The sequence below is a fragment of the Aeromonas sp. Y311-2 genome (assembly GCF_027706025.1).
Classification (GTDB): Bacteria; Pseudomonadota; Gammaproteobacteria; order Enterobacterales; family Aeromonadaceae; genus Aeromonas; species Aeromonas veronii.
Genome location: NZ_JAPDCL010000014.1, coordinates 34,952 through 47,971, shown reverse-complemented (window position 1 = coordinate 47,971; position 13,020 = coordinate 34,952). Strand labels below are relative to the sequence as shown.

At 64.0% G+C, this 13,020-nt stretch carries 9 protein-coding genes; 8 read left to right on the top strand and 1 reads right to left on the bottom strand.

Annotated features, from left to right (window positions below; translation table 11 throughout):
* Window positions 1-11 precede the first annotated feature (11 nt).
* The 7 genes from OKC42_RS14060 to OKC42_RS14030 are packed head-to-tail and all read left to right on the top strand — an operon-like array spanning window position 12 to window position 8,984.
* Window positions 12-482, top strand: a complete 471-nt coding sequence (locus OKC42_RS14060; protein WP_270657314.1) for a YeeE/YedE family protein — start codon at window positions 12-14, stop codon at window positions 480-482.
* Between the two features lie 41 nt (window positions 483-523).
* Entirely contained in the window at window positions 524-1,564 is a 1,041-nt protein-coding gene (locus OKC42_RS14055; RefSeq protein ID WP_270657344.1) for an efflux RND transporter periplasmic adaptor subunit, read from the top strand.
* Window positions 1,557-4,721, top strand: a complete 3,165-nt coding sequence (locus OKC42_RS14050) for an efflux RND transporter permease subunit (protein WP_270657315.1) — start codon at window positions 1,557-1,559, stop codon at window positions 4,719-4,721. The genes OKC42_RS14055 and OKC42_RS14050 overlap by 8 nt, the downstream gene beginning before the upstream one ends.
* A 27-nt stretch (window positions 4,722-4,748) precedes the next feature.
* Complete coding sequence (locus tag OKC42_RS14045; RefSeq protein ID WP_270657316.1) at window positions 4,749-5,888, top strand: efflux RND transporter periplasmic adaptor subunit; 1,140 nt, start codon at window positions 4,749-4,751, stop codon at window positions 5,886-5,888.
* Complete coding sequence (locus OKC42_RS14040; protein WP_167564744.1) at window positions 5,881-6,570, top strand: ABC transporter ATP-binding protein; 690 nt, start codon at window positions 5,881-5,883, stop codon at window positions 6,568-6,570. Before OKC42_RS14045 ends, OKC42_RS14040 begins: the two co-directional genes overlap by 8 nt.
* Window positions 6,571-7,785, top strand: coding sequence for an ABC transporter permease (locus OKC42_RS14035; protein WP_236382151.1), 1,215 nt, complete (start codon window positions 6,571-6,573; stop codon window positions 7,783-7,785).
* On the top strand, window positions 7,785-8,984 hold the full coding sequence (locus tag OKC42_RS14030; RefSeq protein ID WP_270657317.1) for an ABC transporter permease: 1,200 nt from the start codon (window positions 7,785-7,787) through the stop codon (window positions 8,982-8,984). Before OKC42_RS14035 ends, OKC42_RS14030 begins: the two co-directional genes overlap by 1 nt.
* Window positions 8,985-9,034: 50 nt before the next feature.
* Here OKC42_RS14030 and OKC42_RS14025 read toward each other — a convergent pair whose 3' ends face one another.
* On the bottom strand, window positions 9,035-11,497 hold the full coding sequence (locus OKC42_RS14025; RefSeq protein ID WP_429154439.1) for a diguanylate cyclase domain-containing protein: 2,463 nt from the start codon (window positions 11,495-11,497) through the stop codon (window positions 9,035-9,037).
* Window positions 11,498-11,927: 430 nt separating this feature from the next.
* On the opposite strand from OKC42_RS14025, the gene OKC42_RS14020 reads away from it, so the two are divergent.
* Window positions 11,928-12,944, top strand: coding sequence for a lipoate--protein ligase A (locus OKC42_RS14020; protein WP_270657318.1), 1,017 nt, complete (start codon window positions 11,928-11,930; stop codon window positions 12,942-12,944).
* The last annotated feature ends 76 nt before the right edge of the window (window positions 12,945-13,020 follow it).

Here is a 13,020-nt window from a genome sequence, read left to right as displayed (position 1 = left end):
GGCTGATCGCCATGAAGTTGCTGACAAGTTTGTTTGCGGGTGTGTTGTTCGGACTGGGGATGGCCATCTCCGGCATGATGGATCCCGCCCGGGTCACCGGTTTTCTCGATCTAGCCGGGGCCTGGGATCCCAGCCTTGCCTTCGTGATGGGGGGCGCCCTGCTGGTCTTTATGCCGGGTTATTTTCTGCTGGTGAAACCCCGTCGCCAGAGTGTGCTGGGGGAGCCCATCGCCGCCGTACCAGCCCCTCAGCTGGAGCGCAGGCTGATCGGCGGGGCCGCGCTGTTTGGTATCGGCTGGGGATTGGTCGGTATCTGCCCAGGGCCTGCTCTGAGTCTCATTTCCAGCGGGCAGCCCATGATAATGTTGTTTATAGCGGCCATGGTGGCCGGGATCTTGCTGTTTGACAGAGGGCTGGCCAGGGTGCTGACCAAGGCGCCAGCTCGGGGAGTGGATAAGGTGCGCCAGTCCCATACCGCCTGATCCCGTGAAGTGACAGATTACGCCAGGGAAGGAGAGTAATGATGGAAAAGATCCGGTTGCTGGGGATCACCTTGTTGGTGATGACATCGCAGGCCATGACATCCCCCCGGGCCTTTGCCGCGGACGGGGAGCCAGAGCCCTTGTTGACAGTGGTGCCACAGCCGGTGACCGACTGGCTGACGCTGGATGGCACCGTCAGTGCCATCAATCAGGGGACGGTGGCGGCCCAGACCAGCGGCCGGGTCTCCCGCATGCTGGTGGATGTGAACGATCAGGTGCAGGCGGGGCAACCGCTGCTGGAGATCAGCGGCAAAGAGCAGTTTGCCGCCGTCACGGGGGCCGAGGCGCGGCTGGCGCGGGCGCAGGCCCAGCAAGTGGAAGCCGAGCGCCAGCTCGCCCGCTTTCAGGCGCTGATTGCCAAGGGGGTGATCACCCGCGCCCAGCTCGATAATGCCCAGGCGACGGATCGCGCCGCCCGCGCCGAGGTGAACGCTGCCGATGCGGCTCTCACTCAAGCCCGCGAGGCCTACGGTTATACCCGCATTCTGGCTCCCTATGCAGGGGTAGTGACCAAACGGCTGGTGGAGTTGGGGGAGACTGTCGCCCCCGGTACCCCGCTGCTCTCCGGCTTCTCTCTCGACACCTTGCGGGTGGAGGTGGAGTTGCCCCAATCCGCCCTGACGCTGGCTCGTGAGCCTGCGGATGTGCAGGTGCTGCTGCCGGATGGCAAGCTTGTTACCCCGGTCAAACTGACCCGCTTCAATTATGCCGACAGCCAGAGCCACGCCTTCAGGTTGCGCCTCGACTTGCCGCCGCAAACCGCCGGGGTATTGCCCGGCATGTGGCTCAAGGTGCAGCTCAAGCAGGGTGAACGTCAGGTGTTGCAGGTGCCGGATCGCGCCCTGCTGCGGCAAGGGGAATTCAATGGCGTCTATCTGCAGCAGCCCGCTGGCTGGGCCCTGACGCCGGTGCGGGTCGGCCATTGCGTCGAGGGACAGTGCGAGATCCTGGCCGGCCTGCAAGCCGGTGACAAGTTGGCCCCCGATGCCTGGGCGCAGCAGCAGGAGGTGGCCCATGAGTAGCGAGCTGAACGGCAACAAGGAGAGGCTGGGGCCTGCCGGTCGGCTGGCTGCGCTGTTTCAGGGCTCGGCCATCACGCCGCTGCTGGCGCTGGTGGGGCTGTTGCTCGGTCTGTTTGCAGTGCTGGTGACCCCCAAGGAGGAGGAGCCGCAGATCGATGTCACCTTCGCCGATGTCTATATTCCCTTCCCGGGAGCCAGCCCGGCTGAAGTGGCCTCTCTCGTTACCACCCCTGCCGAGCAGGTGGTCTCCCAGATAAAGGGCATTGATACCCTCTACTCTTTTTCCCAACCCGATGGCGCCCTGCTGGTGGTGGTGTTCAAGGTAGGGGTGAGCCGCGAGCAGGCCATCGTCGATCTCAACAACCAGCTCGAGTCCAACCGCGATTGGCTGCCACAGGGGATCGGGGTCGGTCAGCCACTGGTAAAACCCCGGGGGATCGATGATGTCCCTATCGTCAGTTTGACCTTATGGAGCAAAGAGGGGAGCAAGCAACTGGGGGCTCCCGAGCTGACCCGGGTCGCCCATGAGCTGGAGACCGAACTCAAGCGCATTCCCGGTACCCGCGATATTTACACGCTGGGCAGCCAGAGTGCCGTGTTGCGGGTGATGCCGGATCCGGCGGCCCTCAGCGCCCACGGCATCAGCTGGGGCGAACTGAGCCAGCGACTGGCGGCCGCCAATCAGGTAGGCACGACACAGGCTATCGAGCAGAACAACAGTGAGATTAAAGTGCAGGTGGGGCAGTTCCTGCAAAGTGAGCAGGAGGCTAGAGAACTGGTAGTGGGGCTGCACGACGGCAAGCCGGTCTATCTGGGGGATGTGGCCAGGGTCTCTCTGGGTCAGGATACCCCGACCAAGCGCAGCTGGATGGGGCTGGGACAGGCCAGTTATCCGGCGGTGACCCTGGCCATCGGCAAGCAGCCGGGCCAGAATGCGGTCGATGTGGCCAAGCGGGTGGAGGTGCGGGTCGAAAGTTTGCAGAACCGACTGATCCCTGCCGGGGTCGAGGTGACGGTGACCCGGGACTACGGCGTTACCGCCGAGACCAAATCCAACACCCTGCTCGGCAAGCTGATTTTTGCCACCACGGCGGTGGTGCTGCTGGTACTGGTGAGCATGGGTTGGCGCGAGGCGTTGGTAGTTGGCGTTGCCATCGTCATCACCCTGGCGCTGACTCTCTTCGCCAGCTGGGCCTGGGGCTTTACCCTCAACCGGGTGTCGCTGTTTGCGCTGATCTTCTCCATCGGCATTCTGGTGGATGACGCCATCGTGGTGGTGGAGAACATCCACCGCCATCGCGGTTTGGGCAAGGGGTCGCTCAAGGAGCTTATTCCGGGGGCGGTAGACGAGGTGGGGGGGCCGACCATACTGGCGACCCTGACCGTCATCGCGGCCCTGCTGCCGATGGCCTTTGTCAGCGGGCTGATGGGCCCTTACATGAGCCCCATTCCCATCAATGCCAGCATGGGGATGCTCATCTCCCTGCTGGTGGCCTTTATCTTCTCCCCCTGGCTGGCGAGCCATTTGCTCAAGGGCGAGGTGCACGGTGCCCACGGCGAGGCCAAGGCTGGTCTCTTTCACCGGCTGATGACCCCTTTCCTGATTGGTGATGGCGCCAAGCGTGCCAGACGCAAGCTCTGGCTGGTGGTGTTGCTGCTGGTCGGGGCCGCCACCGCCATGCCGGTGGTGCAGTGGGTGGTGCTCAAGATGCTCCCCTTTGACAACAAGTCGGAATTTCAGCTGGTGCTCGATATGCCGGAGGGGGCGACCCTGGAGCAGACCGAGCGCACCCTGCTGGCGGTCGGGCGGGAGCTTGCCAAGGTGGAGGAGGTGAAGGATTACCAGATCTACGCCGGCACCGCCGCCCCCATCAATTTCAACGGGCTGGTGCGCCACTACTTTATCCGCAGCGGCGCCAACGTGGGGGATATTCAGGTCAATCTGGTGGACAAGCATGAGCGGGATCGCAGCAGTCATCAGATTGCCCAGTCGGTTCGGGCACAGCTGCAGGCCATCGCCAGTGCGGCAGGGGGCAACCTGAAAGTCGTTGAGGTGCCGCCCGGCCCGCCGGTCTGGTCTCCCATCGTTGCCGAGATCTATGGCCCGACTCAGGCCGCCCGCGAAGCGGCCGCTCGCGCCGTACAGGCCCGTTTTGTGGCCACGGCGGATCTGGTGGATGTGGATATCTATCTGACCGACCCGCAGCCCAAGTGGCGGCTGGTGGTGGATCGCAGCAAGGCGGCCCTGCTCGGGGTCGATCTCGGGGATCTGGTGAACACCCTCAATGGCGGGGTGGGTTATCAGGATGCCAGCTGGCTGCAGGGTCACGGCGCCAAGTATCCGGTGCCGATCCGCATCGAACTGGCTCCCGGTGACAAACGGGATCTGGCGGGCGTACTGGCCCTCAAGGTGCGCAGCCAGAGCGGCCAGTTGGTGCGGGTCTCCGAGCTGGTGAGTCGCCGTGATGAGGTGGCCCCCAGCTATATCATGCACAAGAACATGCAGCCCATGGTGATGGTGGTGGCCGACATGGGTGGCCATACCGACAGCCCGCTCTACGGCATGTTTGCCGCCGGTGCCGACATCGATCTGCCCCAGTATTACGTGCAGCAGCCCGACAAGCTGGGGGAGGTGGCGCTGTTGTGGGACGGGGAGTGGAAGATCACCTACGAGACCTTCCGCGACATGGGGATTGCCTACGGAGTGGGAATGATCCTCATCTACCTGCTGGTGGTGGCCCAGTTCCGCTCCTATCTGGTGCCACTCATCATCATGGCTCCCATTCCGCTCACCATCATAGGGGTGATGCCGGGCCACGCCCTGCTGGGAGCCCAGTTTACCGCTACCTCGATGATCGGGATGATCGCCCTGGCCGGGATCATCGTACGCAACAGCATCCTGCTGGTGGACTTTATCGAGCAGCAGCGCAGCGCCGGAGTGGCGTTCGAGCAGGCGGTGATCGAAGCGGCGCAGGTGCGGGCCAAACCCATCATGCTGACGGCGTTGGCGGCGATGATCGGAGCCCTGTTTATCCTCGATGATCCCATCTTCAACGGACTGGCCATCAGCCTGATTTTCGGGATCCTGGTCTCCACTTTGCTCACCCTGGTGGTGATACCCTTGCTCTATTATGCCCTGCTCTCCCGACGCTCATGACGGGAGTCACTAGCGAAAGGATGCGCGATGAAGAGAGGTTGGTTGTGGTGGGGAAGTGGCGCTGTGGTAGCGGCTGCTGCTGTGGCATGGTGGTGGCGACCGCAGCCGACGCCGATCAGGCTGGCTGAGGTCGGGCGGGGGGATGTACTGGTCACTGTGGTCAACACCCGGGCCGGCACCATCAAGTCGTGTCAGCGGGCCGGACTCAGTCTGCCCGGTGGCGGTGTGGTGGAGCAGATCGCCGTCAAGGCCGGGGAGCGGGTAGCCCGGGGAGATCTGCTGCTGACCCTCTGGAGTGACGATATTCACGCCGATCTCGCCCGTGCCCGTGCCCAGCAGGCCCTTGGCAAGACCCAGCGCGAGGAGCGTTGCAGCGAGGCGGCCTACTACGAGCGGGAGGCCAATCGGCTGGCCACTTTGCTGGCCAAAAACCTCACCTCTCGCACCCTCGCCGAGCAGGCCCAGAATCTGGCCGATACCCGCCGCTATGTCTGTCAGGCATCCCGCCAGCAGGAGCGGGTTGACGAGGCGCAGGTCGCCCAGGTGGAGGCTCGCTTGAGCGAGCGTCGCTTGCTGGCGCCGTTTGCCGGAGTGGTGGCGGAGGTCAACAGCAAGTTGGGCGAATACATGACTCCCTCCCCGCCCGGAGTGGCCATGCCTCCGGTGATCGATCTTATCGACGATAACTGTCTGTATGTCTCAGCCCCCATCGATGAGGTGGATGCCGCCCGCCTCAAGGTGGGCCAGTCTGCCCGGGTACTGCTCGATGCCATGCCCGGGCGCGATTTTGCCGCCACCGTCACCCGCATCGCCCCCTATGTGAAGGAGCTGGAGAAGCAGGCCCGCACCGTGGAGGTGGAGGCGGCGCTCACTGCCCTGCCCACCGATGTCCCCCTGCTTATTGGCTACAGCGCTGACCTTGAGGTCGAGGTGACCCGCGCCACCGATGTGCTGCGGGTAGCGGCCAGCAGCCGGGCCGACGATGGCAGCGTGCTGCGGCTGGAAGGGGATAAGCTGGTGCGGGTGGTGCCCCGTTGGGGCGTGGAGAACTGGAACTGGATTGAGGTGGCCGAGGGGCTCGCTGCCGGTGATCGGCTGGCAGCCCAGCCCGGACAGATTGTCGGGGAGGGCCCTTTCAGCGCCGCCACGGAGCAGCCGGATGAGTGATCTCATTCGCCTTGATGCCGTCAGCCGTCGTTTCACTCTGGGGGGGAGCGAGGTGGCCGCCCTCGATCGCGTCTCTCTGCGGGTTGCCGAGGGGGAGTATCTGGCGGTGATGGGCCCCTCGGGCTCCGGCAAATCGACCCTGCTCAATGTGTTGGGGCTGCTGGATCGGCCAGACGAGGGGCGCTACTGGCTGGGTGGGGAGGACACCGCCACCCTGTCAGAACCCGCATTGGCCCAGCTGCGCGGCCATCGCATCGGTTTCGTGTTCCAGTCGTTTCACCTTATCTCCCGCCTCACTGCCCGTGAAAACGTCGAGCTGCCGCTGATGCTGTGCGGGATCGCCCCCGCCGAGCGCCATCGCCGAAGCCAGCAGTTGCTGGGGGAGCTGGGGCTGGAGAACCGGGCCGGACACCGCCCTGCCGAGCTTTCCGGCGGTCAGCGTCAGCGGGTAGCCATCGCCCGGGCCATGGCAATGGCGCCGCGACTGATTCTGGCCGACGAGCCCACCGGCAATCTCGACTCCCGCTCCGGGGAGGAGGTGATTGCCCTGCTGGAGGGGCTCAACCGGGAGCAGGGGATCACGCTGGTGGTGGTGACCCATGATCCGCGCCTCGGTGAGCGGGCGGGCAGGCGGATCCTGATGAACGATGGCCGCATCAACATTGATAGCGGCGGTGGCTGAATGCGGCGCCCCGATGTGATCCGCTTTGCCGCCGTGGCGTTATTGCGTCAGCGTTCACGGGCGCTGGTCTTGATCCTGGCGGTGAGTCTGAGCGTCACCTCGGTGCTGCTGCTCACCGCGCTGGGGGAGGGGGCGAGGCGCTATGTGGCGGACCAGTTCAGCTCCCTTGGCAAGGATCTGCTGGTGATGTTCCCGGGCCGCAAGGAGACCACCGGCGGGCTGCCGCCGGTCACTGGCAACAGTCTGCGGCAGATCACTCTCGATGATATGCACTACCTTGGCCAGCATCAGCCAAATGTGCGGCTGGTGCCGCTGGTGATGGGCTTTGCCGAGGCCAAACAGGGGGCGCGGCTGCGCCAGACCATGCTGCTTGGCAGCAGCAACGGGCTGCGCGATACCCACGGGCTGGAGCTGCTCTCCGGCCGCTGGCTGCCGGGGGATCCCGCAGAGGACAGGCCGGCCGTCCTGCTCGGGGCCAAGGTGGCCCGTGAGCTGTTCGGTCAGGTCGATCCGGTCGGCCAGTGGCTGCGTTTTGACAATCGCCGCTTTCGGGTGGTGGGGGTCTTCACCAGCCAGAGCAGCAATCTGGGGATGGATATGGCCGAGGCCGCGCTGATCCCGGTCGGTAGCGCCATGCGGCTGTTCAACACCGAGGGGCTGTTTCGGCTGCTGATCCAGCCGCTGGCGGGACAAGCAGTGCCCCCGCTGGTCAAGCGACTGGAGCAGCTGATGCAGGCGCGCCACGGGGTGCTCGATGTGACTGTGGTGCGCCGCGACGCCATGCTGGCCACCTTCTCCACCATTCTCTCGACCCTCACCCTGGCCGTTGCCGGCATCGGCGCCATCAGCCTGCTGGTCTCCGGCATCATGATGATGAATTTGGCGCTGATCAGCACCCGCCAGCGCACCGGCGAGATCGGCCTGCTCAAGGCGCTGGGGGCCGACAGTCGCCAGATCCGCCAGCTGTTTTTGTGGGAGGCGCTGTTGCTGAGCGGCAGTGGCGCGCTGTTTGGCACTGTGTTGGGCTATGCCCTGGTTGCCCTCGCCGGAGTGATTTGGCCCGGATTTCCGGCGGCGGTCCCTCTGCTCGCTACTTTCTGTACCATACCGGCGGCCCTGCTGACCGGGCTGTTTTTTAGCTGGCTGCCCGCCTCCCGTGCGGCACGGCAAGATCCGGTCAGCAGCCTGCGCAGCGGGCAATGGAGTGGTGGCTGATGCGCGCCGCCGATCTGCTGTTCTGGCTCTGGCGCGCCTTGTTGGCGGGGCGCAGTCGCAGCCTGCTGTCGGCGCTCGGCATTGCCATCGGGATCGCCTCGGTGACCCTGCTCACCGGCATCGGCGAGGGGCTCAGGCTCTATCTGCTCGACAGCTTCTCCCAATTTGGCACCCGGTTGATTGCCGTGACCCCGGGCAAGACCGAAACCGCAGGCGGCCCGCCCGGCATCCTCTCCAGCAGCCGTCCCCTGCTGCTGGAGGATGCCGATGCCCTCGCCAGATTGGCAGGGGTAGAGGCGGCGCTCCCTGTGGTGCAGGGGCAGGGGGAGGTACGCAGCCGCGGGCTCACCCGCAGCACCGCCATTCTGGGCACCGGTCCGGCGGTGCTCTCCGGCTGGCGACTCACCCTGGTGCAGGGGCGTTTTCTGCCCGCGGACGACAGTGCCATGCCCCGCGCCTATGCGGTGCTGGGGGCCAAGGTGGCGGCTGAGCTGTTTCCCGGCGGAGATGCGCCGGGCAGTCTGCTGCGCGCCGGTGATCGCCGTTTTCGGGTGGCCGGGGTGCTGGCCCCCAAAGGGCAATTTCTCGGCTTTGATCTGGATGACATGATCTATCTGCCCGCCGCTCACGCCCAGGCGCTGTTCAATAAGGAGGGGCTGCAGGAGATCGACGTCATCTATCGCGCCGGGCAGGCGGAGGCCGATATCACCGCCCAGATCCGGCGAGTACTGATCGCCCGCCACGGCGCTGAGGATTTCACCCTCACCTCCCAGCAGGACATGCTGACCAGCCTCGACAAGATACTCTCCATCATCAAGCTGGCGGTTGGCGGGCTCGGCATTATCTCGCTGCTGATCGGGGCGGTCGGCATCTTCAGCATCATGAGCATCGCCCAGCAGGAGCGGATCCCCGAAGTGGGCTTGCTGATGGCGCTGGGGTGTCCGCGGCGCCGCATTCTATTGCTGTTCCTGCTCGAAGCCGTGGTGCTGGCGCTGCTGGGCGGAGCCATGGGGCTGGCCCTGCTCGGCGGGCTCAAGCTGCTGCTCACCCTGCTGGCGGCTGGCTTGCCGCTTACCCTCCATCCTCTCTATCTGCTGCTGGCGCTCGGTTGCAGCGCCCTGGTCGGTCTGCTGGCCGGGGTCGCTCCTGCGCTGCGGGCAGTGCGTCTCGACCCAGTAGTTGCCCTGCGCGGTGATTAGGTCGCCCCTTCCGCAAGAGGCGCATTACGCTCGGGTCTGAACAGGGGGGACTAGGCGACCACCTCCGCAACCGACAGGCTGCGCTCAGATCTGAACAGGGGGAAGTAGCGGCGATCCGCCTGACTCATGTGGCCGACTACCAGCTCCTGAATGATGAAGTTGAGCAACTCGTCGTTGCCCAGAGTCCCCGCTTTGGCGGCGTTCAGCAGCTGGCCTGCTTTGTTGAGCAGGCGCTGGTGATCCTGACGGTGGCTGACGAGCTCCCGATAGTCGATCTCCGCCAGCATCTGCTCTTCAAAGGCGAAGTGATGGCGGGCCATGTCGAACAGGCTCTCCAGACTCTCCAGAAACGGGGCCGGATCCTCGTGCTGATCTTTCATCCGCTCCAGCAGCCGGTTGGTCAATACGAAGAGCTGGCGATGCTCGGCATCGATGCGCGGGTGACCGCACTCGTGGCCGGGTTGCCACAGCAGGGCGCCCTGCTCGGGATCAAGGCCTTCGGTATAGAGGCAGACCCGGCCGCGGCCGCGATTCTTCGCCTGATACATGGCCTGATCGGCGTGGTGCATCAGGGTTTTGGCATCCTCCCCGTGCTCGGGATAGAGCGCCAGCCCGATACTGCTGGAGATGAGCAGCTCCTGTCCCTCCAGCTGGAACGGATGGCGCAGCTGCTGGTGCAGCTTGTCGGCCACCGCCAGCACTTCGTCGCCACTCTCCGGCAGCAAGATAACGAACTCGTCGCCCCCCAGCCGTGCCACTAGATCCTGTTTGCGCACGCAGTGGCTCATCCGCTCGGCCACCATATTGAGCAGAATATCCCCGGTCTCATGGCCGAAGGTGTCGTTGATCGGCTTGAAGTGATCGAGATCGATAAACATCAATGCCAGCGGACGGGGCGTCTCCTGCTCCATCAGCTCCTTGAGCCGTTGCTGCAGCAAGCGGCGGTTGGGCAGCCCGGTGAGGGGGTCGTAGAAGGCGAGGCGGAGCATCATCTCCTCTCGCGCTGCCCGCTCGGTGATATCCCGGGTGACCCCGAGGATCGCCTCCGGCTGGGCATTGTGGTTGCCATGGAGGGTGGTGATGGTTTCGGTGGCTACCAGATGGCCATCCTTGTGGCGCAGCTGGGTGCGAATGACCCGGCGGGTCTGGTCATGTTCCCCCCGCTGCCAGGCCTCCAGGGTGGTGGAGATCTCCTCGCGCAGCAGTTGCCTTGAGGCATCCGGCAGCAGCTGTTTGAGGGGCAGGGCAAACAGCTCGGGGGCCTCGTAGCCGCTCAGAGGCGTGATGGCCGGGCTGACGTAGCGAAAGCGCAAGCTGGCTGCATCCATGGTCCAGATTACATCGGCGCTGTTCTCCGCCACGAAGCGGTAGTGTTGCTCGCTCTGGGCCAGTTCACGGGTCAGCCGCTGGCGATCCCGCGCCTCCTGGCGCAGGCGCAGATAGAGGTGCAAGAAGATGCCGAGCAGGGTCATCAGGGTAAAGGTGATGAGCATGGCCACCGCCACGCTCTTGTCGAGCAGCTGCCGTTGCTGGCGCAGCCGCTCCTGCGCCGGGTCGTAGATAAAGCGGTCGAGGTTGGGCAATACCGTGAGCATGCCCGCCTCCAGATAGGTTTTGGCGATCTGCAGCCAGCGCTCCTGCTGCATGTAGCCAGGTTCGATAAGGTCGGGCTGCATCAGCTCTCTGGTTTCGCGCGCCTCGAACTCCAGCTGTTCACGGCCAGCCCCGGTCGGGTACTGCTCCATGATGAGGTTGATCATCTCTTCGGGGTGGTCCATCGCATAGCGCCACCCCTTGAGGCTGGCCTGCTGGAAGGCGTAGACCCGATCCTGTCGGGTGATCAGCTCCCGCTCGGAGGTAAACAGGTTGTCGCCGTAGAAGTCGAAGTCGATGGTGCGCGGACTGAAGACCCGATAGGGGATCCCTTTTTGTTGCAGATAGAAGGGCTCGGTAGTGCTGTAGGCGCTGATGGCATCCACCTTGCCCGCCAGCAGTGCCTCTATCCCCTGTTTGTAGGGAAGGGTGACCCAGTCGCGGCTGCGGGTATGGTGGGAAAGGTAGGTCAACAGCTCGTTGGAGCCAGGCTCCAGCATCAGTCGCTTGTTGGCCAGATCGGCCGGGTTGCGAATATCTGGCCTATCCAGCGTGAGCAGAACCAGCGGCGAGTGCTGCAGCAGGGCGGCGAGCACCACCACCGGGCGACCGGCAGCCCGATCCAGCAGCAGATCACTGCCGCTGATGCCAAACTGGGCCTTTCCCGAGATCACCTCGCTGACCACATCGGTGCGGGAGTCCGCTTCGCGCAGGGTGACATGCAGACCTGCCTCCCGATAAAACCCTTTGGCGATGGCCGCGTAGTAACCGGCAAACTGGAACTGGTGTTGCCACGGCAACTGGACGATGACCTGCTCGCCGGCTCGCACGGGGGGAGAGGTCAGGGTCGCGATGACCATACCGACCAGCATTGGCATAAACCAGCTGAGGGGCTGGCGGGGGGCTGCGTTCTCCGTCATACAACGTTTCTCTAGGGAGCGATGTCTAGGCTAGATTCAAGCAATTTTGTGTCACCTGCAAGGGGAGAAAAGGCGTTTGCAATAGGGTATAGGGGGGTTGGAAAGTCATTTTTGTGTCGTTCATCACACGGGATGGATACATGCCGTTTTTTTGCAAGTTATGTGACCAATAAGAGAGTCATATGGCCTATCGAAGTGGTCGCATTCTAGCCACTTTTTCCCGTTTTTATCGTTGTCATTGTGGCTTGACTGCATTTTTTCCGTGGTTGCACGTCAAGCTGTGTCGTTATATCAATAGATACTTTTATGGGGCGGTCAGGTGTGACGCAAATGTGTCGCGGCTGCTGCGCACCGGTTAATGTGCAACGGCTCAGTGATGGTACCCCGTCAGTGTTATCATGCTGCCCCCAGTTCCGGATAAGGTCTTTTTATGTCCCGCTTGCGTCTGCTTGTCTCCGAATCTCACGATCCCCTGTTCAATCTGGCCGTTGAGGAGTGCATCTTCCGCCAGATGGACCCCGGCCAGCGGGTGCTGTTCCTCTGGCGCAATGCCAATACCGTGGTGATCGGTCGTGCCCAGAACCCGTGGAAGGAGTGCAATACCCGCCGCATGGAAGAGGACGGGGTGACCCTGGCGCGTCGCAGCAGCGGTGGCGGCGCCGTGTTCCACGACCTTGGCAACAGCTGCTTCACCTTCATGGCGGGCAAGCCGGAGTATGACAAGAGCGTCTCCACCGCCATCGTGCTGGACGGGCTCAAGCAATTGGGGATCGAGGCCTTTGCCTCCGGTCGCAACGATCTGCTGGTGGCCACCCCGGACGGAGAGCGCAAGGTATCGGGGTCGGCCTATCGGGAGACTCTGGATCGCGGGTTCCACCACGGCACCCTGCTGCTGGACGCCGATCTCGGCCGCCTTGCCAACTACCTCAACCCCGACCCCAAGAAGCTGGCGGCCAAGGGGATCACCTCGGTGCGCAGCCGGGTGGCCAATCTGTGCGAACTGCTACCGGGGATCGACCATCAACAGGTGAGCGAGGCGCTGGTCGAGGCTTTCTTCCACCATTACGGCGCGCGAGTTGAGCCCGAGCATATCTCCCCGGAGCAGATGCCGGATCTGCCGGGCTTTGCCGAGACCTTCGCCCGCCAGCGCAGCTGGGAGTGGAACTACGGCCATGCCCCGGCGTTCAGCCATCTGCTGGAGGAGCGGTTCAGCTGGGGCGGGGTGGAGCTGCACTTTGATGTGGAGAAAGGGGTCATCACCCGGGCGCAGCTCTTTAGCGATACTCTGGAGCCGGCCCCGTTTGATCTGCTGGCGGCCGAACTGGCGGGTTGCGGCTATCGACCGGAGGCGGTTTCCGCGCGCCTGCAGCCATGGCTGGCGGCCCTTCCGCAGCAGCAGAGTGAGCTGGCGGAGTTTGCCCGGTGGCTGTTGGCCTCCCTGCGTTGAGGGGGGGCACTGCACTGATGGCGGTCCGTTAGTGAGGGCGCTGTCAGCCAGGATGGGAGCAAGATCACGAAATTTA